The sequence below is a fragment of the Streptomyces sp. NPDC052036 genome (genome assembly GCF_040680495.1).
GTDB lineage: Bacteria > Actinomycetota > Actinomycetes > Streptomycetales > Streptomycetaceae > Streptomyces.
This window is the reverse complement of sequence record NZ_JBFAWW010000008.1, coordinates 181,654-208,072: the sequence shown is the minus strand read 5'-3', so window position 1 is coordinate 208,072 and position 26,419 is coordinate 181,654. Positions and strand designations below refer to the sequence as shown.

Below are 26,419 nucleotides of genomic sequence, written 5' to 3'. Positions count from 1 at the left end.
CGATGACCGCCCTCACCCTCGCGTCCAAACGCCGCCGGGCGGCCCTGCGCACGGCCGCCTTCATGTCGCCCTGGCTGATCGGCTTCGCGGTCTTCTTCGCGTATCCGTTGATCTCGACGGTCTACTTCTCCTTCATGCACTACGACGGCTTCCGGCCGCCGTCCTGGAGCGGATCGAAGAACTGGGCGTACGTCTTCCAGGACTACCCCCTGTTCTGGCCGGCGCTGCGCAACACCCTGTGGCTCGTCGTCGTCGCGGTCAGTCTGCGGGTCGTCTTCGGACTCGGCGTCGGCCTGCTCATCACCAAGATCAAGACGGCTACGGGCGTCTTCCGCACCCTCTTCTACCTGCCCTATCTCGCCCCGCCCGTGGCCGCCACCATGGCCTTCGCCTTCCTCCTGAACCCCGGTACCGGACCGGTCAACTCGATCCTCGACAAGATCGGCGTCCCGGCGCCGGGCTGGTTCAACGACCCCGTCTGGTCCAAGCCCGCCCTCACCCTGCTCGCCCTGTGGGGCGTCGGCGACCTGATGGTCATCTTCATGGCCGCGCTGCTGGACGTGCCGAAGGAGCAGTACGAGGCGGCCGAGCTGGACGGCGCGTCGGCGTGGCAGCGCTTCCGCTACGTCACCCTGCCGAACATCTCCCCCATCGTGATGTTCGCCGTGGTCACCGGCGTGATCCAGACCATGCAGTACTACACGCAACCGCTGATCGCGGGGAAGGTCGCCTCGGGCGTCATCCAGGGCGCCGGCACCCAGTTCGAGCCGGGCTACCCCGACAAGTCCACGCTCACCCTGCCCCAACTCGTCTACAACCTCGGCTTCCAGCGCTTCGACTACGGCTCCGCCTGTGTGGTCGCGCTCGTGCTCTTCGCCCTGTCGATGGTGTTCACCGCGTTCCTGATGCGGCGCCGGGGCGGCCTCAACCTGGCAGGTGACTGACCATGACCCAAGTACTGGACCGGCCGACGGAGTTGAGACAGTCCGCCTCCCCCGCCGCACGCACCGCCCGCCGCAGGGCGCTGCTGGAGTGGATCGCGGTCCACTCCCTCGGCGTGGCCGCCGCCCTCTTCTTCACCCTGCCCTTCGTGTTCGTGCTCCTGACCTCGCTGATGAGCGACAGCCAGGCGCTCAGTCGCGATCTGATCCCGCACACCTGGGAGTGGGGCAACTACCGCAAGGTCTTCGACACGCCCGGCTTCCTCACCTGGTGGAAGAACACCCTGATCTACGCGGGCCTGGGCACCGTCCTCACGGTCGTGTCGTCGATCCCGGTCGCCTACGCCCTCGCCAAGTTCCGCTTCCGGGGCCGCAATCTGTCCCTGATGCTGGTGATCTCGATGATGATGCTGCCGCCGCAGGTGATCATCATCCCGATGTATCTGTTCTGGGCCAAGCAGCTGGACCTGTCCGGCACGCTGTGGCCGCTGATCATCCCGATGGCGTTCGGCGACGCGTTCTCCATCTTCCTGCTGCGCCAGTTCCTGATGACCATCCCGAACGAGTACCTGGACGCGGCGAAGGTCGACGGCTGCGGCGACCTGCGGACCCTGCTGCGGGTCGTCCTGCCCATGGCACGGCCGGGCATCGCCGCCGTCGCGCTCTTCCAGTTCTTCTACGCCTGGAACGACTACTTCGGCCCGCAGATCTACGCGTCGGAGAACCCGGCCGCATGGACGCTCAGTTACGGCCTGGAGTCGTTCAAGGGCGCGCACCACACCGACTGGAACCTCACCATGGCCGCCACCGTGCTGGTCATGGCCCCCGTGATCCTCGTGTTCTTCTTCGCCCAGAAGGCGTTCGTCGAGGGTGTCACGCTCACCGGAGTGAAGGGCTAGAACATTGAAGCTCACCGTGGTCGGCGCAGGGTCGACCTACACACCCGAACTCGTCGACGGATTCGCGCGGCTGAGGGACACCCTCCCCGTGGAGGAACTGGTCCTCGTCGACCCGGCCACCGACCGCGTGGAGCTGGTGGGCGGGCTGGCCCGGCGCATCTTCGCCCGGCAGGGGCATCCGGGGCGCGTCGTCACGACGGACGACCTGGACCGGGCGGTCGAGGGCGCCGACGCCGTGCTGCTCCAGCTGCGCGTCGGCGGCCAGGCCGCGCGGGAGCAGGACGAGACCTGGCCGCTGGAGTGCGGCTGCGTCGGCCAGGAGACCACCGGCGCGGGCGGTCTCGCCAAGGCGCTGCGCACGGTGCCGGTGGTCCTCGGCATCGCCGACCGCGTCCGCCGCGCCAACCCCGATGCCTGGATCATCGACTTCACCAACCCGGTGGGCATCGTCACCCGTGCCCTCCTCCAGGAGGGCCACCGGGCGGTCGGGCTGTGCAACGTGGCGATCGGCTTCCAGCGGAGGTTCGCCGCCCTGCTCGGTGTGACGCCCGCCGATGTCCACCTCGACCATGTGGGGCTCAACCACCTCACCTGGGAGACAGGTGTGCGCCTCGGCGGCCCCGAGGGCGACAACGTGCTGCCCAAACTGCTCGCCGAGCACGGGGACTCGGTCGCCGACGATCTGCGCCTGCCTCGCTCCCTCGTCGACCGCCTGGGCGTGGTCCCCTCGTACTACCTGCGCTACTACTACGCGCACGACGAGGTCGTACAGGAGCTGCGCGGCAAGCCGTCCCGGGCCGCGGAGGTCGCCGCCATGGAACGGGAGCTGCTGCGGATGTACGCGGACCCCGCGCTCGACGAGAAGCCGGCGCTGCTGGCCAAGCGGGGCGGCGCCTACTACTCGGAGGCGGCCGTGGACCTCGCCGCGTCCCTGCTGGCCGGCGGGGGTTCGCCGTACCAGGTGGTGAACACGTACAACAACGGCACCCTGCCCTTCCTGCCGGACGACGCGGTGATCGAGGCGCAGGCCGCCGTCGGACCGCACGGGCCGACCCCCCTGCCGGTGCCCGAGGTGGACCCGCTGTACGCGGGGCTGATGGCGGACGTGACCGCGTACGAGGAACTGGCCCTGGAGGCCGCCCTGCGCGGCGGGCGCGACCGCGTCTTCCGGGCGCTGCTCGCCCACCCCCTCATCGGCCAGTACGCCTACGCCGACGCCCTCACCGACCAGCTGATCGCGCACAACCGGGGGCACCTCGCGTGGGCCTGACCGCAAGCGTCCTCGCCGTCGACGCTGGCAACAGCAAGACCGACGTGGCCGTCGTGGCCGCCGACGGCCGGGTGCTCGGCACCGCGCGCGGCGGGGGGTTCCGGCCGCCGGCCGTGGGCGTGGAGACGGCCGTGAACACCCTGGCCGACGCCGTGGCCCGGGCCTTCGCCGCGGCCCGGGCCGACTCGGCCGGCCATGTCTCGGCCTGTCTCGCCAATGCCGACCTCCCGGTGGAGGAGGAGCAGTTGGCGGCGGCGCTGCGCGCGCGGGGGTGGGGCAGAACGGTCGAGGTGCGCAACGACACCTTCGCCGTCCTGCGGGCCGGTGTCGCCGAGCCCCGGGGGGTGGCGGTCGTGTGCGGCGCGGGCATCAACTGCGTCGGCATGCGGCCCGACGGGCGCACCGCCCGCTTCCCCGCGATCGGCCGTATATCCGGCGACTGGGGCGGCGGCTGGGGCCTGGCCGAGGAGGCCCTGTGGTGGGCGGCGCGCGCGGAGGACGGGCGGGGCGGAGCCACGGCCCTGGCCCGCACCCTGCCCGCGCACTTCGGGCTCGGCTCCATGTACGCGCTCATCGAGGCGCTCCATCTGGAGCACATCACGCACGAACGGCGCCATGAGCTGACGCCGGTGCTGTTCGCCACGGCCGGGGAGGGCGATCCGGTGGCCCGCGCGATCGTCGACCGGCTCGCGGAGGAGGTGGTCGCGATGGCCACGGTCGCGCTGACGCGGCTGGACCTGCTCGACGAGGAGGCCCCGGTGCTGCTCGGCGGCAGCATCCTGGCCGCCCGCCATTCCCAGCTCGACGACCGGATCAGGGAGCTGCTGGCCGCCCGGGCGCCCAAGGCGGTCCCCCGGGTGGTCACGGCCCGCCCGGTGCTCGGTGCCGCGCTGCTCGGCCTGGACCACGTGGGGGCGCCGCCCGAGACACATGCGCGCGTGCGGGCGTACTACGAAGAGGGGGCAGAGGGGGCAGAGGGGGCAGAGGGGGCAGAGGGGGCACGGGAGGCGCAGGGAGCGTACGGCGAACACAGGGCGGGCGCCTGACCGGCATAGGGAACCAAACGCCCGCGCACCGCGTGTTCCTGAACGGGGGAGGTGCGGCCGACCCCGGCGAGCCCGGCGTTCCGCACAAACACTGCGATCCGGAAACAAGATCGTATAAAGGCCTGTTCGGATGCGGGTTCCGGCGGCGATACTTTCCGCCGTGCACCTGCGTCCGGTCCCGCGCCCCGGCGGAGGTGACCGACGGATGACCATGGGGGAGGTCAAGTGACACATCCGCAGCAGGTCGGCGCGCCACCGGTCAGGCCCGCGACGCCGCCCACCGCACCGGCCGAGGCGCCCCCCACCGCGCCGCGCCGTGCGGCCTTCGCCGAGGGCGCGGACCGGCTGCGGGCCGCCGCGACCACCGAGCCGGGCCGGCTGCGGGTCATCGGCGCCGTGCTCGCCGTACTCGTCGTCGCCTTCGGCGCCGTCACCGCCTGGCAGATGACGGACCGCTCGAACGCCGCCGACGACGTGCTGCACAGCAGCCAGCCGCTCAGTGCCTCCGCCGCCGACATCTACCGCTCCCTCGCGGACGCCAACACCACGGCCTCCAGCGGTTTCCTGTCGGGCGGGCAGGAGCCGGCCGCGACCACCGGGCGGTACGAGACGGACATCGAGAACGCCGCCGCCGGGCTCGTCACGGCGGCCGCCGGCACCGAGCCCGGCTCCCCCGCCGCGGACACCATCACCAAGCTCAACAAGCTGCTCCCGCAGTACAAGGGCCTCATCGAGCGGGCCCGTGCCAACAACCGGCAGGGCTTCCCGGTGGGCGGCGCCTATCTGCGGGCCGCCAACGAGGTGATGCAGCAGCAGATGCTGCCGACCGCACAGGACCTATACACCAAGGAGAACCAGCGGCTGCGCTCCGACTACGCGGACGCGACCCCCTACCCCTGGTTCGCCATCGTCCTCGGTGTGCTCGTGCTGGCCGCCCTCGGCTGGGCCCAGCGCCGCCACTTCCGTCGCACGAACCGGGTGCTGAACCAGGGCCTGGTCGCCTCCACCACGGCCGCCGCAATCGTGCTGCTGTGGCTGGTGGCCGGCCACAGCGTCGCCCGCGCCCGGCTCGACTCCTCCTACGACCACGGCGTCCGCTCGCTGACCGTGCTGCACGACGCACGGATCGCCTCCCTGAACGCGCGCGGCAACGAGAACCTGACGCTGGTCAGCCGTGGCGCCGAGACAAAGAAGCTGCCGGACGGCAAGGTCGAGGACGCCTACGACTACGCCTTCCAGCAGGACATGAAGACGCTCTCCGCCACGCTCGCCGCGGCCGGGTCCCTGGCCGACGACCCGTCGGGCAGGGCGCCCGTGACGGCCGCCACCGGCAATATGAAGGTCTGGCAGCAGCGCCACGCACAGGCGCGGGCCGCCGACGACGACGGCAACTACCAGGCGGCCCTGGACAAGATCATCGGCTCGAAGGCGGACCAGCCGACGGGCGAGTGCTTCGACAGCGTGGACGCGAACCTGGCGAAGGCGCTGGACCATGAGAAGAGCGAGTTCGAGCGGGCGGCGGGCGACGGCCGGGGCGCGATGACCGGACTCCCGCTGGGCGCTGCGGTCCTCGCCGTGCTGGGCGCGGCGGGCGCGGTGCTGGGCATCGGGCGCAGGCTTTCGGAGTACCGGTGAGAGGGGGAGCGGCGATGGCCGTACGCCGCCTGAGGGCGAGCCTGAGGGGCTGGGGCGGGGTGGGCGCGATGGTCGTCGCCTGCGTCCTCGCCCTGGCGTTCGCGCTGTCGCTGCCGCTCGCCCGCGCGGACCGGGACGGCTCCACGGGCACCGGCGGTCCGGGCCTCGCCGAGGCCACCCAGGCCAAGGCGGACGACTGCGGCGGGCACCCCGAGCGGATGAGTCTGCCGCCGTCCGGTGACGACAAGGGCCCCACGGTCCAGGACATCAAGCGGCGCGGCTATCTGTCCGTGGGCGTCGACCAGAACAGCTACCGCTGGGGTTACCGCGACCCCAACACCCGCGGCAGCGACCTGGAGGGCTTCGACATCGATCTCGCCCACGAGATCGCCCGCCGGATCCTCGGCAGCCCGAACGCCGTCCGCTTCCACGCGATTCCCACCAACCAGCGCATCCCCGCCATCCAGGGCAAGCAGGTGGACATGGTGGTGCGCACCATGACGATCACCTGCGACCGGCTGGACGAAGTCCGCTTCTCCGACCCGTACTTCGTCACCGGCCAGCAGGTCCTGGCGCCGAAGACCTCCGGCATCACCGGCTACGACAAGTCCCTCGCGGGCAAGCGGATCTGCTCCGCCTCGGGCTCCACGGCCGGCACCAGACTGGCCGAGGACAAGAAGTCCGGCCGGCTGCCCGCGTCCACCGACATCTCCACCACGGTCCCCAACCAGCTCGACTGCCTGGTCAGACTCCAACTGGGCGAGGTCGACGCGGTCGTCACCGACGGCGCGCTGGCCGCGAGCCAGGCCGCCCAGGACCCGACCGTCGAACTCAAGGGGAAGCCCTTCACGACCGAGTACTACGGAGTGGCGATGAACAAGGAGGCCAAGGACCTCGTGCAGCGGGTCAACCAGGTGCTCGTGGGCTACCTCGCGAACGGCTGGCAGGCCTCGTACACCAAGTGGCTGTCCGCGACGCTGGGACCCGACGCGGCGGCCTCCCGGCCACCGTCGTCCTGACCGACGACCCAACCGACCGGGTACCACTGGACAGTTGACCCGGCGCCGGCGCACCGGACATCGCGCGGGCACGACGAGAGCGAGAGGTGATCGATGGGCGTCACGGGACCCACCGGGCCGGTGATGGACCGGGACGAGGTGGACCGTGCGCTGGCGCGGCTCGGCGCGGAGCACGAGGCCATAGAGACCTCGCTCCTCGCCCTGCAGGACCACGCGGGCCGCAGACTCCTCGAAGGCGCCGGACTGACCGGCGTCACCAAGGAGCGCTGGACGTCGACGGAGGCGTCGATCACCTTGCTCTGGGCGTACTTCGACGCCTACACGGACGCCCTGCGCGGCGCGCGCGACATCCGCGCCCGCCGGCGCTGGTCCAGCCGTGAGGACCTGGCCGAACTGACCGAGCTGCTGCGTGGCGCGAGTGTCACCGTCGCGGGCAGCGCCACGGCGGCGGCGCACGCGCCGACGGTGGCCGGCACCGGCCGGCTGAGCGAGCAGTTCACCCTGGCCCAGCTCGTGGAACGGATGAACGAGCTGTACGCCTCCTCGCTGGACATGGTCGTCGCCGCCGACGCGGTGTGGTCGGCGCTGCCCGCCCGGATCGATTTACTGGCCGCGGAGCTGCACCGCACCCGCCGGCTCGCGCACTCCGTCGGGGTGCGTCCCGGCGAGCACCCGGCGGGCGACGACCTGGAGCGGATCACCCGCACGCTGACGCGGCTGCGCGAGCAGGTGGTCTCCGACCCGCTGGCGTACTGGACCCCCGCGCAGGGCAGTTCGGCCCCCGGCGGCGGCCGGCCGGACACCGCGGTCTACGACCGTGAGGCGCGCGCCCTGGAGGACGTACGCCGGGAGATCGACGCCGTACTGACGGTCCGTCAGGATGCCGAGACGCGGCTGGTCAAGCTGCGCGACCTGCTCAGCCGCGCGGACCGCACGCTCGCCGAGGCGCGCAGTGCGCGCGGTGAGGTGCTGGCCAAGATCGCCGCGTCGGAGGTGCCCGTGGTCAGCGGGCCGCCGACCGCGCTGCAGGAGCAGCTGGCGACCGCCGCCGAGTACCGCAGACACGCCCAGTGGCACCGCCTCTCACCGCTCCTGGAGTCCCTGGAGCAGCGAGCCGAGGACGAACTGCTGCGCGCCCGCGAGTCGTTGACGGCGGTCACCGCGCCGCTCGCGGTCCGCGCCGAGCTGCGCGGCCGACTCGACGCCTACAAGGCGAAGATCGCCCGGCACGGGCTCGCGGAGGACCCGCTGCTGATCGAACGGTACGACTCGGCCCGCCGCATGCTGTGGAGCGCGCCCTGCGACCTCAGGGTCGCCGAGCAGGCGGTGCTGCGCTACCAGCAGGCCGCCGCCGAAGTGCTGGGCCAGCGTGTGCCCCGGCAGGGTGAACCGGCGGACCGGAGGGGGGAAGCATGAGCCAGGCAGGACAGACGTGCCAGCGGCCCGGCTGCGAGGGCTCGTACGAGGACGTGGGCGGCGGCGAGCTGTACTGCGACACGTGCGGTCTGGCACCGGTCGTCTCGGCGAAGGGCGCGGTCGGCTCGGTGGCCACGGGCGTCTCCGCGGGCGGCCGGGACTCCGGCGGTCCGGGCAGCGAAGGCTCGCGGCCCAGTTCCCGTACGTCGTCGCGGTCGTCGCAGTCCCGGCGCTCGGTGTCGGGGCGGCTGACGGGCCGGTCCACCGGCCGTTCGGTGTCGGTGCGCAGCTCCGGTTCCACGAGCGGGAGTTCGGGGCGCAGCCGCCTCGGTCTCGGTCTGGTGCAGGTCCCGGACGTCCCGCGGCCCGACCCCCGGGCGATGGTGCTGGAGAACCCCGAGGTGCCCGAGCGCAGGCGGTTCTGTTCGCGCTCCGACTGCGGGGTCCCGGTGGGGCGCTCCCGCGGCGACCGCCCGGGGCGCACGGAAGGGTTCTGCACGAAGTGCGGCCACCCGTACTCGTTCGTGCCGAAGCTGCACGCCGGGGACATCGTGCACGGCCAGTACGAGGTCGTGGGCTGCCTCGCGCACGGCGGGCTCGGCTGGATCTATCTCGCGGTGGACCGCGCGGTCTCCGACCGGTGGGTCGTCCTCAAGGGCCTGCTGGACACCGGCGACCAGGACGCGATGGCCGCCGCGATCTCCGAGCGGCGGTTCCTGGCGGAGATCGAGCACTCCAACATCGTGCGCATCTACAACTTCGTGGAGCATCTCGACCAGCGCACCGGCTCGCTCGACGGCTACATCGTCATGGAGTACGTCGGCGGAAAGTCGCTCAAGGAGATCGCCAACGAGCGCCGTAGCTCCGACGGACGACGTGATCCGCTGCCGGTGGAGCAGGCGTGCGCCTACGGCATCGAGGCGCTGGAGGCGCTCGGCCATCTGCACAGCCGCAACCTGCTGTACTGCGACTTCAAGGTCGACAACGCGATCCAGACCGAGGACCAGCTCAAGCTGATCGACATGGGCGCGGTGCGCAGGATGGACGACGACGAGTCGGCCATCTACGGCACGGTGGGCTACCAGGCGCCCGAGGTCGCGGAGACCGGCCCCTCGGTGGCGAGCGACCTCTACACGATCGCGCGCACCCTGGCGGTGCTCACCTTCGACTTCCCGGGCTACACCACCGTCCATGCGGACTCCCTGCCCGACCCCGCCACCGTGGAGGTCTTCCGCCGCTACGAGTCCTTCTACCGGCTGCTGGTCCGCGCCACCGACCCCGACCCCGCCCGCCGGTTCGCCTCCGCGCAGGAGATGTCGGAACAGCTGACCGGTGTGCTGCGGGAGGTCGTCGCCCTCCAGACGGGCCGGCCCCGGCCCGCCCTGTCGACGCTGTTCGGGCCGGAACTCAAGGTCACGGACACGGAGTTGTTCCCGCGGCTGGACGAGGACGTCTCGCGGCTCGGGGCACGGGTGGTGCCCTCGCGGCGCCGCGGCACCGCGAGAACCGCGGTGGCGCACCCGGAGAGCGGAGCCCAGGGCGCGGTCGCGGAGAGCGCCGGGGCGCCCTCCGCCCTCGCCGTCGCCTCCAGGGCCGTCGCCTCGCCTGCCGCTGCCGCCGCCGTCTCTCCTGCCGGTTCTCCGAGGAGGGACACAGGCACGGGTGCGGGCACGCCGGGTTCCCGGAACCCCGGGGCCCCGGTCGTCGTCAAGGCCGTCGACGCCGCCGCCACGGCGCTCGCCCTGCCGGTGCCCCTGGTCGACCCCGGCGACCCCAACGCCGGTTTCCTGGCCGGTCTCATGGCCGCCGGGCCCGCGGAGCTGATCACGGCGCTGCACGCCGCGCCCGCGCCCTCCCCGGAGCTGCGGCTGCGCGAGCTGCGGGCCCGGCTGGAGATGGGCGAGCCGGACAGCGCCGGGCGGGCGCTCGCGGCCCTGGAGGCGGACCACCCCGACGACTGGCGGGTGGTCTGGTACCGCGGGGTCACCGCGCTCGTCACCGGCGACCACGAGGCCGCCGCGCTCTCCTTCGAGGCGGTCTACGACGCCTTCCCCGGCGAGCCCTCCCCCAAGCTGGCGCTCGGCCTGTGCGCGGAGGTCCTCGGCCAGCTCGACAACGCAGCCGAGTACTACGGGCTCGTGTGGACCACCGACCCCAGCTATGTCAGCTCGGCGTTCGGCCTGGCCCGCGTCCAGCTCGCCTCCGGTGACCGCCATGGCGCCGTACGCACCCTGGAGTCCGTGCCGGAGGCGTCCATCCACTACACCGCGGCCCGTGTCGCCGCCGTACGGGCGCGGCTGCGGCAGCGCACGAACCACGGGCCCGATCCGGCCTTCCTGGACGACCTCGTGGCTGCCGCGGGGCAGGTCCAGGCGCTGGAGGCGTACGGCCTGGACGCCGTACGCCGCGAGGAGTTGTCCACAGAGGTCCTCGGCTGCGCCCTGGACTGGGTACTCTCCGGTAGCCAGGGTTCCGCGCCGTCCGCGGCGGGCGGCCGGGCGCTGCTCGGCAGTGATCTCGACGAGCGCGGCCTCCGCTTCGGCCTGGAGCGCTCGTACCGGACGCTGGCCAGGCTCGCGCAGGGCGGCGAGGAGAGGATCGACCTGGTGGAACGTGCCAACCGTTACCGCCCCCGGACGTGGGTGTGATCGATGTCCCAGATGCCCCAGCCGAAGGCCCTTTCGCGGTGCCCCAGTTGTGAGGAGCCCCTCGAGTCGGGCGACCGCTACTGCGGCGCCTGCGGGTACGACCTGTCGGTGGTGCCCGCCCCGCCGTCGGACACCCCGACCCTGACGATGAACGGCAGGGTGCCGCGCCCGGCCTCGGCAGCCGCCCCGGTCGACTGGCCCAGCGCCCCGACGGCGGGCGGCCCGGAGGCGCCGGCCTCGGTGCACCTGCCGACGGACCTCGCGGGCACCGACTCCGCCGACTCGCATCTGCCCGCGCCGGCCCCGGCCCAGGGCGCCTCCCGGGGCGTACGGCTCGACCGCGCGTCGGAGCCGGACGACTACCCCCTCGCGGCGCCCCAGCCGGTCGACCCGCGCACGGCGCCCCCGGCGGCCCCCGCGGCCGAGCCGAAGCTCTGTGTGGCCTGCCGCACCGGCAGGGTGGACGACGACGGCTACTGCGAGCACTGCGGCCACGCCCAGCCGCGCGAACGGGACCATATGGAGCAGGAGTCGGGCCCGAGCGCCGCGGTCAGCGACCGCGGTCTGCGCCACCACCGCAACGAGGACGCCTTCGCGCTCTCCCAGAGCGTGCTGCCCGACGGCTCGCCCGTGCTCGTCGCGGTCGTCTGCGACGGCGTGTCCTCGGCGACCCGCCCCGACGACGCCTCCCTCGCCGCCGCCCGGGCCGCCAACGAGTCGCTCCTCGCGGCCCTGCCCTGCGGCACGCACCCCCAGCAGGCCCTGCACGACGCGATCGTCACCGCCTCACACGCCGTCAACGCGCTGGCCACGGAGCCGGAGACGGCCCAGGAGCACACCCCGCACCAGAACGCCCCCGCCTGCACGCTCGTCAGCGCCGTGGTCACGGCGAGCCTGCTCGTCGTCGGCTGGGTCGGGGACAGCCGCGCCTACTGGGTCCCGGTGGACCGCGGCGCTCCCCCGGCCCGGCTCACCGAGGACGACTCGTGGGCCGCGCAGATGGTCGCCGCGGGTCTGATGAGCGAGGCCCAGGCGTACGCCGACGAGCGCGCCCACGCGATCACGGGCTGGCTCGGCGCGGACGCGTACGAACTTGAGCCGCACACCGCCGCGTTCAAGCCGGACCGGCCGGGCGTGGTGGTCGTGTGCACGGACGGTCTGTGGAACTACGCGGAGTCCGCCGAGGAGATGGCCGAGGTGGTGCCGTCCGATGCGGCGCACCGGCCGCTGCACGCCGCCCGGGTGCTGCTGGGCCACGCCCTGGACGGCGGGGGCCACGACAACGTAACAGTGGCGGTCGTCCCGTTCCCGGCCCTGCCGCAGAGGGCAGGATCCGCCTGACGGGTGTCCCGTGTCCCGGGCGCCCTCAGGGGCGGCCGGACCGGCCGCAGGACCGGAGGGGACCGGTCCGCAACCAGTCATCGCCCCACGCGGGTGGGGTTCTCAAGGGGGATCAGAGTAGGCATGGCCAATTTCTCGAAGCCGAACGTGCCCCAGTTCTCGGTGGACGTCTACCAGAACGAGTACCTGCCGGAGAGCGGCCGCGAGGTCAACGCCATCGTGACGGTGTCGGCGACCGGCGGCGGCACGGCCGCGGGCGCGGTCACGGCGCCCCATCTGTATGCGCCGGGGCAGGGCCCCGGCGCGGCCGTGGCGATCATGGTCGACTGCTCGGGGTCCATGGACTACCCGCCGACCAAGATGCGCAACGCGCGCGACGCGACGGCCGCGGCCATCGACACCCTGCGCGACGGCGTGCACTTCGCGGTGATCGGCGGCACCCATGTGGCCAAGGAGGTCTATCCGGGCGGTGGTCGGCTCGCCGTCGCCGGCGCGACCACCCGCGACCAGGCCAAGCAGGCGCTGCGCAGGCTCGGCGCGGGCGGCGGCACCGCGATCGGCACCTGGCTGCGGCTGGCCGACCGGCTGCTGTCCTCGGCGGACGTCTCCATACGTCACGGCATCCTGCTCACCGACGGCCGCAACGAGCACGAGTCGCCCGAGGACCTGAAGGCCGCGCTGGACGCCTGCGGGGGCCGTTTCACCTGTGACGCGCGGGGGGTGGGGACCGACTGGGAGGTCAAGGAGGTCACCGGGATCGCCTCCGCGCTGCTCGGCACCGCCGACATCGTCGCCGATCCGGCCGGCCTGGCCGCCGACTTCACCGGGATGATGGAGACGGCCATGGGCAAGGAGGTCGCGGATGTCTCGCTGCGGCTGTGGACGCCGGTCGGCACGGAGATCAAGTTCGTCAAGCAGGTGGCACCCACCGTCGAGGACCTGACGGACCGGCGGACGGAGGCGGGACCGCGCGCCGGGGACTACCCCACGGGGTCCTGGGGCGACGAGTCCCGTGACTACCACGTGTGCGTGCAGGTCCCGGCCGCGAACATCGGCCAGGAGATGCTGGCCGCCCGGGTGTCCCTGGTGATCCCGCGCAGCGACGGCAGCGCGGAGAACCTCGGGGCCCAGGGGCTCGTACGGGCCGTGTGGACCGACGACATGACCGCCTCCACGTCGATCAACCCCCAAGTCGCCCACTACACAGGACAGGCCGAACTGGCGCAAGCCATCCAACAGGGAATAGATCTGCGCAAAGCGGGCGATTTCGATGGGGCTACGGCCAAGCTGGGCAGGGCGGTTCAACTCGCCAGTGCGTCGGGGAACGCGGATACTGCGAAACTGCTTGCGAAGGTGGTGGACGTGGTCGACGCCGCGACAGGTACTGTGCGACTGAAGACAAAAGTCGCGGAGGCCGACGAGATGACTCTCGAAACCCGGTCCACAAAGACTGTTCGTGTAAAGAAGTGACCAGTACGTCCTGACAGCAGCGAGCCCGGCCCCCCGGGGGCCGGAGAACCACACCGGTCCTGGGGACCGGGGAAGGAGAGGGGGAAGCGCCGACATGCCGACCTGCCCGAACGGACACCAGTCGGGTTCCGACGACTGGTGCGAGGTCTGCGGTCACCGTATGGCCGGTGCCGTACCCCCGCCGCCTCCACCGCCGCCCACCGGTTACGGCTATCCGCCGCCGGGTTCGCCTCCGCCGCCCCAGGGCGCGGGCGGCCGGCCCGGAGGACGCCCGCTGTCCGCCGCACCGAACCCCGAGCCGGAACTCTGCCCGCAGTGCCGCACGCCCCGCGAGGGCGGCGCGCCCTTCTGCGAGGAGTGCCGGTGGAACTTCCTGACCAATACGGCGACCTCGTACACCCCCGCCGCGCCGCGCCCGTCGGCGCCGAACCCGGGGCTGCGCTACCAGCAGGGCGGGCAGACCGGGCCCGGGGCCGACCCGTTCGACTACGAGCGGTCCCGGCCGTCCCAGGTGAACCGGCCCGCGGAGCCAATACCACCGGGCCCGCCCTTCGGCAGCGAGCCGTCCGGGCCGACGGGCTTCGGTCAGGACCCGTCGCGTCCGTCCGGGTTCGGCCAGGACCCGTCGCGTCCGTCCGGGTTCGGCCAGGACCCGTCGCGTCCGTCCGGGTTCGGAAACGATTCGTCGCGTCCGTCCGGCTTCGGGAACGACGCCTCTCGCCCGCCCGGCTTCGGGAACGACGCCTCACGGCCGTCCCCGTTCGGTGCGGATCCGTCGCGTCCGGTTCCGCCGCCCGCGCCCACGTCCGGCGGTCCGGGCGGTCCCGGCGGTTTCGGTGGTCCGGGCGGACCCGGTGGTCCGGGCGGACCCGGGGCGTACCAGCAGAGCGGTGCGCCCACCGCGTTCCAGCGGCCCGGCCCGCAGGCCCCGCCGCCGACGCAGGGCGGCTTCCCGCCGCCCGCCCCGCCGCAGTCCGGCGGCCCGTCCTTCGGCAGCGGTGACGACGACTGGGTCATCTCCCCGCCGGCGTCCTCACAGGCTCCCGGCGGCCCCGGACCCGTCGGCGGTCAGGGCGGTGGCTACGGCTACCCGCAGCCCGGCTCCGCCCAGGCCCCGCCCCCGCCCGGTCCCTACGAGCAGCAGCCGGTGACCTGGACCGCGACCATCGGTCCGGACCGCGAGTACTTCATGGCGATGATGCAGCGCTCCGGCCCCGAGGCCGCGGGCCTGAACCTGCCCGCGTACTCCCCGGAGCAGCAGCGCCCCCTCACCGGCAACCAGGTCACCATCGGCCGTCGCCGCCACTCCACCGGCGACACCCCCGACATCGACCTGTCGGTGCCGCCGGAGGACCCGGGCGTCTCGCACCAGCACGCGATGCTGGTCCAGCAGCCGGACGGCTCCTGGGCGGTCGTCGACCAGAACTCCACGAACGGCACCACGGTCAACGGCGGCGAGGAGCCCATCCAGCCCTTCGTGCCCATACCCCTCCAGGACGGGGACCGGGTGCACGTGGGCGCATGGACGACGATCACGGTCCGCCGGGGCTGAGCGGCACCACGGTCCGCGGACGCGTACGGGGCGCTTCAGAAGTCCCCGTACGCGTCCGCGGCCCGGTCCCTTCGCCCCTCAGGGCAACGGCCAGACGTACGGCCCCGCCGGGTCGTCCAGCCAGGCCCAGGAGCGGTCGCCGCTGATCGTGATCCCGAACCGGTCCCGTTCGGGATGCCGCTCCCGCTCCCACAGCGTGTACGCCTCGTACGCGGAGAGGCTGTGCCGCGCCAGGGCCAGCAGGAACCGGAACAGCTCATGACCGCGGGCCCGGTGCGGCAGTCCGCCCAGGTCCTGCGGCTCCGGCTCGGAGCGGGTGCCGCCGCGCAGCGGCACGAAGTAGGCGGGCGTGTGCAGAAAACGCCCGTCGGCATGCCCGGAGTCCCGCACCCGCACCGCGATCAGCCCGTTCGCGAGAGGCGCGAGGATGCGCGCACCCGGACGGCACTGCGCGAGCCAGACGTCCGGGACCGTACGCAGCGCGCAGGTGGCGATGATCCGGTCGAAGGGGGCGCGCTCCGGCACGCCGCGCGCGCCGTCGCCCGTGACCACCGTCGGGTGGTACCCCGCGGCCGCCAGCTGCCGCCGGGCGGTGTCGGTGATCTCCGGGTCCAGGTCGACGGTGGTGACCAGCCCGTCACCGAGGCGGTGGCAGAGCAGCGCCGCGTTGTACCCGGTGCCGGTGCCGATCTCCAGGACGGCGTTCCCGTCCTGGATCTCCAGCTCGGCCAGCATCTGCGCCATGAGGGAGGGCTGGCTGCTGGAGGAGAGCAGTTCCCCCTCGTGCACCCGGGTGGCCAGCGGGGCGTCCTCGTACGCGCCGCGCAGCCATTGCTCCCGGCGCTCCGGGTCGGACTCGTCGCACCGTCTGCGCTCGTAGCCGCCGATGACACCGATGTAGTAGTACGGCACGAAGAGATGACGCGGCACCGCCTCGAACGCCTCCCGCCAGACGGGCTCGGCGGCCCAGGCTCCGCTCGCGTCGATCTCCCGTACGAGTTCCGCCCGCGCCGAGGCGGCGAGGTCCTGAAGATCGCGATCGAGGGCGTGCGCGGCCATGTCTCCACTGTGCTGCGGAAGGCGGCCCGGAGGCGAACATTCTCCGTGCCGACCGGTTGCCCCGGAGCCCGGCCGGCGGCTGGTCCTAAGGCTGGAGACCTCGGTCGCCGGGTCTGAGACCATGGAGCGTGTGAGAGAGATTCGGCGCGGCACGCTTCAGGAGCAGACCTTCTACGAGCAGGTCGGCGGGGAGGAGACCTTCCGCCGTCTCGTCCACCGTTTCTACGAGGGGGTGGCCGAGGACCCGCTTCTGCGGCCCATGTACCCCGAGGAGGACCTCGGCCCGGCCGAGGAGCGCCTCACCCTGTTCCTGATCCAGTACTGGGGCGGCCCGAACACGTACAGCGAGAACCGCGGCCACCCCCGTCTGCGGATGCGGCACGCCCCGTTCACCGTGAACCAGGCCGCCCACGACGCCTGGCTGAGGCATATGCGCGCGGCCGTCGACGAACTCGGTCTGTCCGAGGAGCACGCGACCACGCTGTGGAACTACCTGACGTACGCGGCGGCGTCGATGGTGAACACCCCGGAGTGACGCTCCGGGGGTCTTCCCTCCCCGGTCCCGGGGCGCTCCCGGCGCCCTCGTCCCGTCCGGTCAGCGGACGCTGACGTCCAGGGCGCCCAGTCCCGCCCGGCGCACGGCAACCGACCCGTACGGCGTGCGCAGCCTGAGCCACGTGCCCGACGAGAACAGGGCCGACGGCTCTTCCTCGCCCGGTGCCCCCGCCACGGGCTCGTCGCGCGATGCCTGCGGCACGGGCCGCAGAAAGCCGAGTGACTGGGCCGCGTGCACGGCCCGCACCGGAAGCCCCGTGTCCCCCACCGTGCGGGACCAGATCTCCCGGCCGACCCGGTCGAGTGCGGCGCGTGTGCGCTGCTCGGGGGCCAACTCCTCCGTACGCGACCGGAATTCGGCCACCGCCGCGGCCACGGTCCTCCGCAGCGCGTCGGGGGCCGGCAGTCCGGACACCGGCTGCCAGCCGGCGCGCGGCGGCAGGACCCCGGCCCAGGGCGGTCCGGTGACGGCGGCGGGCACGGCGAGCGTGGCCGCCGACTCGTCGACGGACTCCAGGAGTTCCCCGGCCGAGACGGTCGTGTCCAGCCCGTCGTCGAGCCCGTTCTCGTACGGCTTGGCGAGCCGCACCGCACGGACCGCGAGCACCTCGAACGACGGCGGCCGCCCGAAGACGGCGAGCGTCGTCCCGGTCGTCTGCAGACGGACCGCGGCGCCGCGGTCGTAGCGGAGCAGCCTGGCCAGGAAGGCGGCGAGATCCGCCGCCTCCACATCGTCGACGAGATGGAGGACCGTCATGCGGCGACGGCCTCCTCCTCGTCGTCCTGGTACTCCCGGAGGAACTCGCGTTCCTCCTCGGTGATCCGGCGCGGCCGCTGCCGTTCGAAGTCGAACGGCACGACCACGGTGGAGGCCCGGACATAGATCTGGTCCGGGTCCTTCACCTCGTAGGCGATGGTGAAGGACGCGGCCTTGACCTGCGTGACCCACAGCTCGATGTCCACCGGCTCATGCCGGTGGACCAGCTGCCGCTTGTAGTCGATCTCGTGGCGCGCCACCACGGACCCCTGCTGGAACTGCTTGTCCGGGCGGCGCAGGAAGTCGATACGGGCCTCCTCCAGGTAGCGGAGGAACACGGCGTTGTTGACGTGACCGTACGCGTCCATGTCCGCCCAGCGCAGCGGGCAGCGGTAGAGGTACCGCAAGATCGATCAGCCCCGGGTCAGCTTCTTGTAGGTGGCACGGTGCGGACGGGCCGCGTCCGCGCCGAGCCGCTCGATCTTGTTCTTCTCGTACGACTCGAAGTTGCCCTCGAACCAGAACCACTTGGACTCACCCTCGTAGGCGAGGATGTGCGTGGCGACACGGTCCAGGAACCAGCGGTCGTGGGACACGACGACGGCGCAGCCGGGGAACTCCAGCAGCGCGTTCTCCAGCGAGGACAGCGTCTCCACGTCCAGGTCGTTGGTCGGCTCGTCGAGGAGCAGCAGGTTGCCGCCCTGCTTCAGGGTGAGCGCGAGGTTGAGGCGGTTGCGCTCACCGCCGGAGAGCACGCCGGCCGGCTTCTGCTGGTCCGGGCCCTTGAAGCCGAACGCGGAGACGTACGCGCGCGACGGCATCTCGACCAGGCCGACGTTGATGTAGTCGAGCCCGTCGGACACGACCTCCCACAGCGTCTTCTTCGGGTCGATGTTCTCGCGGCTCTGGTCGACGTACGAGATCTTGACGGTCTCGCCGACCTTGATCGAACCGGCGTCGGGCGTCTCCAGACCCTGGATCATCTTGAACAGCGTGGTCTTGCCCGCGCCGTTCGGACCGATGACACCGACGATGCCGTTGCGCGGCAGGGTGAAGCTGAGGCCGTCGACGAGGACCTTCTCGCCGAACGCCTTGTTGAGCTTGTCCACCTCGACCACGACATTGCCCAGACGCGGGCCCGGCGGGATCTGGATCTCCTCGAAGTCCAGCTTCCGCATCTTGTCGGCCTCGGCGGCCATCTCCTCGTAGCGAGCCAGACGCGCCTTGGACTTGGCCTGCCGCCCCTTGGCGTTGGAGCGGACCCACTCCAGCTCGTCCTTGAGGCGCTTCTGCCGCTTGGCGTCCTTCTGGCCCTCGACCTTGAGGCGGGTGGCCTTGGTCTCGAGGTACTTGGAGTAGTTGCCCTCGTAGCCGTGGAGGCGGCCGCGGTCCACCTCGCAGATCCACCCGGCGACGTTGTCCAGGAAGTACCGGTCGTGGGTGACCGCCACGACGGTGCCCTCGTACTTGGCCAGGTGCTGCTCCAGCCAGTTCACGGACTCGGCGTCGAGGTGGTTGGTGGGCTCGTCGAGCAGCAACAGGTCGGGCTGCTCCAGCAGGAGCTTGCACAGCGCGACACGGCGCCTCTCACCACCGGAGAGGTTGGTGACGGGCCAGTCGCCGGGCGGGCAGCCCAGGGCGTCCATGGCCTGCTCCAGCTGAGAGTCCAGGTCCCACGCGTTGGCGTGGTCGAGGTCCTCCTGGAGCCTGCCCATCTCCTCCATCAGCTCGTCGGTGTACTCGACCGCCATCTGCTCGGCGATCTCGTTGAACCGGTCGAGCTTGCCCTTGATCTCGGCGACACCCTCCTGGACGTTCTCCAGGACGGTCTTCTCGTCGTTGAGCGGGGGCTCCTGCAGGAGGATGCCGACGGTGTAGCCCGGCGTGAGGAACGCGTCACCGTTGGACGGCTGCTCAAGACCGGCCATGATCTTGAGGACAGTCGACTTACCGGCGCCGTTCGGGCCGACGACGCCGATCTTGGCACCCGGGAGGAAGCTCAGGGTGACGTCGTCGAGGATCACCTTGTCGCCGTGCGCTTTGCGCGCCTTGCGCATGGTGTAAATGAACTCAGCCAAGAGAAACCGTCCGGCAGCTTGAAATCTGGCAGTGGGCAGATACACCCCATCTTGCCTGACCGCCACCCCAGAGCGGAAACCCGTTAGATCCGGGGGCGCTGACCTGGGGCTTCGCCACGACCGACCACGCCAGCGGCCCCGGATCTCTCCGGGCGCACTGGTTCTGCGCGTACTCGGCACTACTCGAAACCAGGGCCTCTCGTTTCGCCCCAGCGGAAAACCGCGGGCGCACGCTGACAGCACAAGGGATCATGAGGCATGCGCCCGGACGACTGGCACCTCACCGAAGACCTCGACTGCGTATCTTTAAGGCCCATGTCAAAGATGCAGTCTTAGGAGCTGCACCCCTGGGCGCTGGTTCGGAAGACGCCGCATGCGCATGGCGGCTGATCCAGCGACTCCCTGGCCTGGGCCGGAGCGCGATCGGCACTGCTGTTCCCCGTGAGTCGCCACTGTCTCCCCCTGGACCGGGCACGCAACGGGCACGCCGCTGGTGTCCGCCCGCCGGCGCGCGAGCTGTGACACTCCGCTCGTATCGTGGAAAGACAGACAGCGGCGGCGAGGCAGGAAGGTCATGTCGGAACCGGAGGTCGACTACGCGGCGGTGTTCCAGGCCCTCCCCGGGGCGGTGGCGTTGCTGACCCCGAAGCTGATCTTCGTGGACGCCAACGCGGAGTTCTTGCGGCTCCGGGACCTCACCCACGAGCAACTGGTCGGTCGCTACCTGCCCGAGGACCTCCCCGCGAACGACCGGCCTTACCTGCTCAAGATTTTGGCGTCACTACGCCGGGTGGCGGATACCGGTGAGCGCGACACACTAACGCTGGAGCGCCACGACGTGCCGGACCCCGATCAGCCTGGGGTGTGGCACGAGCGGTATTGGACCCTGACCAACGTTCCCGTCTTCGGCCCGGATGGGCGGTTGACGCTGTTGCTGCGCCGGGTGGAGGACGTCACCGAACTCACCGAACTCATCCGCGCCCGTGAAGTCGCGCTGACCTTGCAGGAAGCCATGTTGCCCGCTCCCCGCCCAGTCGGCCGGCACCCGGCGGCCGTTCGCTACCGGCCCGCTGCCGAAGCGCTGAATGTGGCCGGCGACTGGTACGACCTGATCGACCTGCCCGGCGATCGCATCGCCGTCGCCGTCGGCGACGTTGTCGGCCATGGCCTGTCCGCGGCCGGCGTCATGGGACAACTGCGCAGCGCCCTCAGTGCCGCCTCCCTCGTCGCCCAAGGCCCCGCCCGCGCCCTGGAAACCGTCGGGCTGTACGCCCGCACCATCGACGGCGCCGAGAACACCACCGTGGCCACGACCTTCATCGACTGGGACACCCACACCATCACCTACAGCAGCGCCGGCCACCCCCCACCCGCGCTCCTACAGGGGGACGGGACCGTCGAGTTCCTGGACCAGGCCACCGACCCCCCACTGGGCGCTCGTCCTCAACACGCCCCCCGGATCCAGGCCGCCACGGCCTTCCGCGAGGACGCCGTCCTCGCGCTCTACACCGACGGCCTGATCGAACGCCGCCGCGAAGACATCGACACCGGCCTCGCCCGGCTCGCCGACTCCCTGGCGCGCCACCAGGCAGACGACCCCGAAACCCTCGCCGACGCCGTACTCACGGACCTCCTCCCATCTGGCGACGCCACCGACGACACGGCCCTGGTCATCGTGCGCCTATGAACCCCGCCCCGCCCCCCACTTCCGCGTGCTCGGCCAGACCTCGCCGACGTCAGTGAAGTCACCGCGGTTCTTCGTTCTGCGGACGAGCTGGGGACGGCTTGGGGTCCTGGAGCCGACCGCCCCAACCACAGCGGTTTTCCCTGACCTTCGCCCGCGTGCACGCAGCGCGCCGCCGTCGCTGTCCGTCGCCGTCGAGCGCCTCGGGGCGCCTTTGCGCGGTTCGGTGAGGGAGTCACCTTGCCTGGACGCGGATCCGTCACGGCCCGACCACCCCATCACCGGCGTTCGACTCGCCCACCGGCAGTTGCGGAACGTAGCATTCATACAGCGATCCGTAACTCATCGTGAGGTGCCGGACGGCATCTCCCGTTCCGCCCGTGTCTCGGCGGGCGCCGTGCGTGCCCTCGATCGGCTGCGCTCAGCCGAAGGACGGCAGGACGGCGGCGTATTCAGATCAAGAAGATGAAAATACTTCGCGAGCTTTTCGGTCTCCGAAGTCGCGACGGAATGAACACTATGCAGACCACATGAATATAGAGCCCGCCGACTTCACGCGGCCGGATTGATGATTACCCGTCCGCAGATAGCGTTCTTCAATGTGTCGCCGAACCCGGATAAGTGTGTTGGGCAACACCGCCACGAGTCACCCCTGTTACTCTGCGGGGCGCAGGAATCGTCCACCGTGGATTGAACGCGCCAATCGGCAGACAAGATTTGCCGTAGCCGAATTCTGGCGTATTCCGGTCGAGAGGATACGGACCATGCAGGATTTCTCCCGTCGCGGCCTGCTCAAAGCGACAGCCGGCGCCGGCGCGGTCGTCGTCCCGGGTATTACGGCCGTGGAGGCCCCGTCGGCGAGCGCTGCGGACAAAGGACACGGGAGTTCCAAGTGCGCTCCGGCGCAGCTGACCGGTCGCATCGTCCGCCCCGACGACCCCACGTACACGGATGCGCGTCTCGGCTGGGACCAGCTCTTCTCCCACTACCCGCTGGTCGTCGTCTTCGCCCAGAACACCCAGGACGTGGTCAACGCCCTGACCTGGGCGCGGCAGAACGATGTCGCGCTGCGGGTGCGTAGCGGCCGCCACAGCCTCGAGGGCTGGTCGAACGTGGACAACGGCCTCGTGATCGACATCAGCGAGCTGAAGTCGGTCCGCATCGACGCCGCCTCCCGTATCGCGAAGGTCGGCGCCGGGCTCAACCAGTTGGAAGCGGTGACCACGCTCGCGCAACGGGACTTCGCGGTGACGACGGGAACGGAGGGCAGCGTAGGCCTGGCCGGTGCGACGCTCGGCGGCGGTTTCGGCTTCCTGACCCGCTGGCTCGGCATGGCCTGCGACAGCCTGGTGGGGGCTGAGATCGTCGTGCCGTCGGGCACCGAGTGCGCCAAGGTGATCGAGGCGGATCCGAGGAACAACTCGGACCTGCTCTGGGCGCTCCGCGGGGCCGGAAACGGCAATTTCGGGATCGTCACGTCCCTCACCTACAAAGTGGCTCCGCTGAAGAGCGTCGCTTATGTGCAAGTGACGTGGAACGGCATCAGAAACCTGCCGGGGATCTTCAAGGCCTGGCAGCGTACGGCACCGCACGCCGACAACCGGCTCGGAACCCAGCTGGAGATCCACAGAAATCAGATCCTGCTGTTCGCGGTTCTCGCGGAAGGGACACCGGCGGAGGCGCAGCAGATGCTGGCCCCTATCCTGGCGGTCGGCAGCCCCCAGGTCTCGGTACAGGTCGGCAACTGGGGGGACGTATATGCGGGATTCCAGATTCCGACCCAGAACGAACCCGCGAACTGGAAGTTCTTCTCCCAGTTCACCACCAAGCCGTTCCCGGAAGCGGCGATCGAGGTGATCGCCTCCTACATGCAGAACGCCCCCACGGACGACAGCAATTTCTTCACCCAGGCCTTCGGCGGGGCGGTCAGGAGGAGCCCGCGCGGCGGCACCGCGTTCCCGCATCGCAACGCGCTCTTCTACTCCGAGCCCGGCGCGGGCTGGGGGACTCGTGGAACGCAACCCGGCGTCTGCGACCCGCTCACCCCGAAGGCCCAGGCCTGGATCGCCGAGTTCAGCCAGGCGCTGCGGCCCTATGTGAACGGCGCCTACGTCAACGTGCCGAACGTCGGAATGCAGGAGTGGGAAACCGCCTACTGGGGATCCAACTTCGACCGGCTGCGCGAGATCAAGGCGAAGTACGACCCCCACAACGTCTTCCAGTACGAGCAGAGCATCCCGCCTGCGTCGAGCTCACGCGAACGCCGGTGACCTGCGACGGGGGCCTTTTCCTGCCCGCTCACGGCAAGAGGCACCGGACGGTGGGGCCGACGTCACCGTCGATCGGGACCAGCCGGTGCCGGGCGCCCCTTCTCGCCGTGGGGACGGCTTGCCTCTGCGAGGATGCGCTCGGTCGTCAGAGTGTCGGGGTGCCCCTCGCCCAGGACCCGCCGTCGCCGGATCAGTGTGTCCCCGGCGAGAGCCCGGGCCGGCCCCGTCTCACCCAAGGCCACCAGGTCGACGGCGAGGTTGTGCGCGGTGGCCAGGGTTTGGGGGTGGTCCTCGCCCTGGACCCGTCGTCGCAGGGCCAGGGTCTCCTCGGCGAGAGCGCGGGCCCGTTCCGTCTCGCCCGAGGCCGCCAGGTCGACGGCGAGATTGTGCGCGGTGATGAGTGTGTCGAGGTGGTCCTCGCCCAGGATCCGCCGCTGCCGGGCCAGAGTGTCCTCGCCCAGGGCACGGGCCCGTTCCGTATCGCCCGAGGCCGCCAGATCGACGGCGAGATTGGTCGCGGTGCTGAGCGCATCGGGGTGGTCCTCGCCCAGGACCCGCCGCTGCCGGGCCAGAGTGTCCTCGCCCAGGGCGCAGGCCCGTTCCCTCTCACCTAGTTCCGCCAGTCGGATGGCGAGGTTGCTGGCGGTGACGAGCGTATCCGGATGGTCCTCGCCCAGGACCCGCCGTCGCCGGGCGAGGGTGTCCTCGTTCAGGGCACGGGCCTGTTCGGTCTCCCCCAACGCCGCAAGCCGATTGGCGAGGTTGTTCGCGGTGATCAGGGTGTCAGGGGCATCGTCGCCCAGGATCCTGCGCCGCCGGGCGAGGGTGTCCTCGTCCAAGGCGCGGGCTCGTATGTGGTCATTGCTGTCGCTGTAGGCGCGGGCGAGATAGTTCGCGGCCCACAGCGTGTGTACGTGATCAGGACCCAGGTCCCGTGCCCAAGCACTGTGCAGACGCTGCAGGCGGGGCAGGACCGTGCGGGCGCCGCCGCGGTCCAGCAGGTACCAGCAGGCCTCACAGGCCACGTATCTGGCGTGGGCGGTGGTGAGGTCGGCAGGGGAGACGGCGAGCAGATGGGGCACGAGGTCGGGCCAGCGGGGCCAGGCCGCGGGGTCGGCCGCTGTCCCTGGCGCGGCGGCCGTCAGCAGAAGGCTCGCGGCACGGACGGCACGGGCGTGCTCGTCGGGGGTGAGCTGGTGACGCAGGATGGCCTGCGTGAGGCGGTGCAGTTGCAGGCTGCCGCCCGTGACCCGGGCCAGCCCGAACCGGTCCACGGCCCCGAGCACGCGCCGGAAGGCGCGAGGGTCGGACAGCACCCGCACCCATGCGGTCTTGTCATCGTCGGCCACACTGTCCGAGACGGTGGTGCAGGCATGCAGCGGGAAGGGCGCGGGGGCCAGGAGCGCACACGCACGCAACAGATCGGCGGCGGCCGGATCCTGGTCGGTCAGACGCCGCATGCTCAGGCGGATCTGCGCGGCCAGGGAGTGCGGGTAGTCGGGAGGCGTGCCGTCGTCGTTCGCGTCGCTGGCGTTGCGTTCCAGCAGGCCCAGGTACTGCCCGGGAGTGAAGGCGGTGAGGGCCTCGGCGGCCTGCACCAGGGCGAGTGGGAGGTCGTCCAACGCCTCGGCCAGCCGGTCCGCGTCCTGTTCGCTCAGGTTCCGGCTGCGGGAGCGCAGCAGGGCGATCGACTCCGCGCGCGCCAGGACGTCGACATCGACCGGGGTGGCGATCTGGTGCCAACGCGGGCTGCGCGAGGTGATCAGCACATGCCCCGCCCCGGCCGGCAGATACCCGGCCAGCTTGGCGGGATCCTCGGCGTTGTCGAAGACGAGCAGCCACCGCGCCCGGGTCCGCAGCTCCTCCTTGAGCGCCTCCACCGCGTCCGCCGGATGGGTGTCGGCGCGGGCGCAGCCGGTGGCCACCGCCAGCTTGGCCAGGTGGTCGGGGATCAGCGCGGGGTCCTCGGCCGCGATCCACCAGGCCAGCTCGTACTCGCCGCTGAACCGGTACGCGTACTCGATGGCCACTTGTGTCTTGCCCACACCGCCCCGGCCGTCCAGCGCCATCACCGCGACGGTGCGCGCCTCCGCCAGTCCCGTGCGCACCGTCACCAGCAGCTCGTCCCGCCCGGTGAAGCCGGCGTTACGGGCCGGGACGTTCCACACGCGCGGCAGGCTCCCCGGCAGTCTCGGGCCCGTCGCCCCGACCTCCCGCAGCTTCCCCGGCCGGTAGTTCTCCGGGAAGACCGGGGGGCTGCTCGGCGGACCGGGCGGACCGGACACCGCTTGCAGCAGCACCGCGCGCGCCTGCTCCTCGCCCAGCCCGAACAGGTTCGGAGCCAGCAGCGGACGCAGCAGCTTGGGAGGGGCGACGTCCTCGATCCGTACGGGCACCAGCTGCTCCCGTGCCGCGAGATCGGCGGCCCACTCGTCCTCGGTGAACCGGCCGAGCTCGAAGTACGCCCGGGAGAACAGGGCCACCGTCCGCCCTCGTTCCAGGGCCTCGCGCATCCGCAGGACGAAGTTCTGGCCCGCCCCCCAGTGCCACACATCGAGTTCGACCTCGTACCCGGCGTCCTTCAACTGCCAGGCCGCCCACTCCGCCCACGCCCGATCCGCACCCGCGTGCGACACGAACAGACGCCCGCCCACAGCTGTCCCGGAACTCACCCGCGCACCCCCGTACTCGTCCCCCACGAGGCTAGGACCACACGGCCTGCCGCGTCTGCCGCTCTCTGCGGAACCCGGGCGAAGCCGGCCGTCCAGCCGGGGCGACG

At 71.5% G+C, this 26,419-nt stretch carries 19 protein-coding genes; 14 read left to right on the top strand and 5 right to left on the bottom strand.

Annotated elements, in window-relative coordinates:
• Positions 1 to 2 precede the first annotated feature (2 nt).
• The 11 genes from AB0L95_RS14800 to AB0L95_RS14750 all read left to right on the top strand — a co-directional run bounded on the left by AB0L95_RS14800 (position 3) and on the right by AB0L95_RS14750 (position 15,237).
• Positions 3 to 944, top strand: coding sequence for a sugar ABC transporter permease (locus tag AB0L95_RS14800; RefSeq protein ID WP_365161800.1), 942 nt, complete (start codon positions 3 to 5; stop codon positions 942 to 944).
• Between the two features lie 2 nt (positions 945 to 946).
• Positions 947 to 1,840, top strand: coding sequence for a carbohydrate ABC transporter permease (locus AB0L95_RS14795; protein ID WP_365161799.1), 894 nt, complete (start codon positions 947 to 949; stop codon positions 1,838 to 1,840).
• Between the two features lie 4 nt (positions 1,841 to 1,844).
• A complete protein-coding gene (locus AB0L95_RS14790; RefSeq protein ID WP_365161798.1) occupies positions 1,845 to 3,110 on the top strand; it encodes a 6-phospho-beta-glucosidase in 1,266 nt (421 codons plus the stop codon).
• Positions 3,101 to 4,156, top strand: a complete 1,056-nt coding sequence (locus AB0L95_RS14785) for a BadF/BadG/BcrA/BcrD ATPase family protein (RefSeq protein ID WP_365161796.1) — start codon at positions 3,101 to 3,103, stop codon at positions 4,154 to 4,156. Before AB0L95_RS14790 ends, AB0L95_RS14785 begins: the two co-directional genes overlap by 10 nt.
• A 225-nt stretch (positions 4,157 to 4,381) precedes the next feature.
• Positions 4,382 to 5,791, top strand: coding sequence for a hypothetical protein (locus AB0L95_RS14780; RefSeq protein ID WP_365161794.1), 1,410 nt, complete (start codon positions 4,382 to 4,384; stop codon positions 5,789 to 5,791).
• 14 nt (positions 5,792 to 5,805) lie between these two features.
• Positions 5,806 to 6,810: a glutamate ABC transporter substrate-binding protein gene (locus tag AB0L95_RS14775; protein ID WP_365161792.1), complete on the top strand. Its 1,005-nt coding sequence runs from the start codon at positions 5,806 to 5,808 to the stop codon at positions 6,808 to 6,810.
• Between the two features lie 93 nt (positions 6,811 to 6,903).
• Positions 6,904 to 8,226, top strand: coding sequence for a hypothetical protein (locus AB0L95_RS14770; protein ID WP_365161790.1), 1,323 nt, complete (start codon positions 6,904 to 6,906; stop codon positions 8,224 to 8,226).
• Complete coding sequence (locus AB0L95_RS14765; RefSeq protein ID WP_365161788.1) at positions 8,223 to 10,874, top strand: tetratricopeptide repeat protein; 2,652 nt, start codon at positions 8,223 to 8,225, stop codon at positions 10,872 to 10,874. The genes AB0L95_RS14770 and AB0L95_RS14765 overlap by 4 nt, the downstream gene beginning before the upstream one ends.
• A gap of 3 nt (positions 10,875 to 10,877) precedes the next feature.
• The gene (locus AB0L95_RS14760; RefSeq protein ID WP_365161786.1) at positions 10,878 to 12,215 is read left to right on the top strand and encodes a protein phosphatase 2C domain-containing protein; all 1,338 of its coding nucleotides are present in this window, start codon (positions 10,878 to 10,880) and stop codon (positions 12,213 to 12,215) included.
• A 123-nt stretch (positions 12,216 to 12,338) separates the two neighbouring features.
• The gene (locus AB0L95_RS14755) at positions 12,339 to 13,685 is read left to right on the top strand and encodes a VWA domain-containing protein (protein ID WP_365161784.1); all 1,347 of its coding nucleotides are present in this window, start codon (positions 12,339 to 12,341) and stop codon (positions 13,683 to 13,685) included.
• A gap of 94 nt (positions 13,686 to 13,779) precedes the next feature.
• A complete protein-coding gene (locus tag AB0L95_RS14750) occupies positions 13,780 to 15,237 on the top strand; it encodes an FHA domain-containing protein (RefSeq protein WP_365161782.1) in 1,458 nt (485 codons plus the stop codon).
• Between the two features lie 78 nt (positions 15,238 to 15,315).
• Here AB0L95_RS14750 and AB0L95_RS14745 read toward each other — a convergent pair whose 3' ends face one another.
• Positions 15,316 to 16,296, bottom strand: coding sequence for a methyltransferase domain-containing protein (locus AB0L95_RS14745; RefSeq protein ID WP_365161780.1), 981 nt, complete (start codon positions 16,294 to 16,296; stop codon positions 15,316 to 15,318).
• A 121-nt stretch (positions 16,297 to 16,417) separates the two neighbouring features.
• Between AB0L95_RS14745 and AB0L95_RS14740 the strand changes: the two genes are divergently transcribed.
• Complete coding sequence (locus tag AB0L95_RS14740; RefSeq protein WP_365161778.1) at positions 16,418 to 16,831, top strand: globin; 414 nt, start codon at positions 16,418 to 16,420, stop codon at positions 16,829 to 16,831.
• Between the two features lie 60 nt (positions 16,832 to 16,891).
• Here AB0L95_RS14740 and AB0L95_RS14735 read toward each other — a convergent pair whose 3' ends face one another.
• From AB0L95_RS14735 to ettA, 3 genes are read right to left on the bottom strand one after another with little or no spacing between them, the layout of a single operon-like run.
• A complete protein-coding gene (locus AB0L95_RS14735) occupies positions 16,892 to 17,608 on the bottom strand; it encodes a hypothetical protein (protein WP_365161776.1) in 717 nt (238 codons plus the stop codon).
• A complete protein-coding gene (locus AB0L95_RS14730; RefSeq protein ID WP_365161774.1) occupies positions 17,605 to 18,015 on the bottom strand; it encodes a thioesterase family protein in 411 nt (136 codons plus the stop codon). Before AB0L95_RS14730 ends, AB0L95_RS14735 begins: the two co-directional genes overlap by 4 nt.
• Before the next feature lie 6 nt (positions 18,016 to 18,021).
• Entirely contained in the window at positions 18,022 to 19,686 is a 1,665-nt protein-coding gene (gene ettA, locus AB0L95_RS14725) for an energy-dependent translational throttle protein EttA (RefSeq protein WP_365161772.1), read from the bottom strand.
• A gap of 574 nt (positions 19,687 to 20,260) precedes the next feature.
• On the opposite strand from ettA, the gene AB0L95_RS14720 reads away from it, so the two are divergent.
• Positions 20,261 to 21,373 (top strand): SpoIIE family protein phosphatase, encoded by a 1,113-nt coding sequence (locus AB0L95_RS14720; protein WP_365161770.1) that lies wholly within the window; start codon positions 20,261 to 20,263, stop codon positions 21,371 to 21,373.
• Positions 21,374 to 22,134: 761 nt separating this feature from the next.
• Entirely contained in the window at positions 22,135 to 23,640 is a 1,506-nt protein-coding gene (locus AB0L95_RS14715) for an FAD-binding oxidoreductase (RefSeq protein WP_365161768.1), read from the top strand.
• Between the two features lie 62 nt (positions 23,641 to 23,702).
• On the opposite strand, the gene fxsT is transcribed toward AB0L95_RS14715, so the two are convergent.
• Entirely contained in the window at positions 23,703 to 26,312 is a 2,610-nt protein-coding gene (gene fxsT, locus AB0L95_RS14710) for an FxSxx-COOH system tetratricopeptide repeat protein (protein ID WP_365161766.1), read from the bottom strand.
• Positions 26,313 to 26,419 lie beyond the last annotated feature (107 nt).

Bases quoted from the DNA above. Each gene is read 5' to 3' on its own strand.
- AB0L95_RS14755 (WP_365161784.1), top strand. From the start codon at position 12,339: ATGGCCAATTTCTCGAAGCCGAACGTGCCCCAGTTCTCGGTGGACGTC.
- AB0L95_RS14800 (WP_365161800.1), top strand. From the start codon at position 3: ATGACCGCCCTCACCCTCGCGTCCAAACGCCGCCGGGCGGCCCTGCGC.
- AB0L95_RS14745 (WP_365161780.1), bottom strand. From the start codon at position 16,296: ATGGCCGCGCACGCCCTCGATCGCGATCTTCAGGACCTCGCCGCCTCG.
- AB0L95_RS14735 (WP_365161776.1), bottom strand. From the start codon at position 17,608: ATGACGGTCCTCCATCTCGTCGACGATGTGGAGGCGGCGGATCTCGCC.
- AB0L95_RS14765 (WP_365161788.1), top strand. From the start codon at position 8,223: ATGAGCCAGGCAGGACAGACGTGCCAGCGGCCCGGCTGCGAGGGCTCG.
- AB0L95_RS14795 (WP_365161799.1), top strand. From the start codon at position 947: ATGACCCAAGTACTGGACCGGCCGACGGAGTTGAGACAGTCCGCCTCC.
- AB0L95_RS14715 (WP_365161768.1), top strand. From the start codon at position 22,135: ATGCAGGATTTCTCCCGTCGCGGCCTGCTCAAAGCGACAGCCGGCGCC.
- AB0L95_RS14775 (WP_365161792.1), top strand. From the start codon at position 5,806: ATGGCCGTACGCCGCCTGAGGGCGAGCCTGAGGGGCTGGGGCGGGGTG.
- AB0L95_RS14720 (WP_365161770.1), top strand. From the start codon at position 20,261: ATGTCGGAACCGGAGGTCGACTACGCGGCGGTGTTCCAGGCCCTCCCC.
- AB0L95_RS14770 (WP_365161790.1), top strand. From the start codon at position 6,904: ATGGGCGTCACGGGACCCACCGGGCCGGTGATGGACCGGGACGAGGTG.
- AB0L95_RS14750 (WP_365161782.1), top strand. From the start codon at position 13,780: ATGCCGACCTGCCCGAACGGACACCAGTCGGGTTCCGACGACTGGTGC.
- AB0L95_RS14740 (WP_365161778.1), top strand. From the start codon at position 16,418: ATGGAGCGTGTGAGAGAGATTCGGCGCGGCACGCTTCAGGAGCAGACC.
- AB0L95_RS14760 (WP_365161786.1), top strand. From the start codon at position 10,878: ATGTCCCAGATGCCCCAGCCGAAGGCCCTTTCGCGGTGCCCCAGTTGT.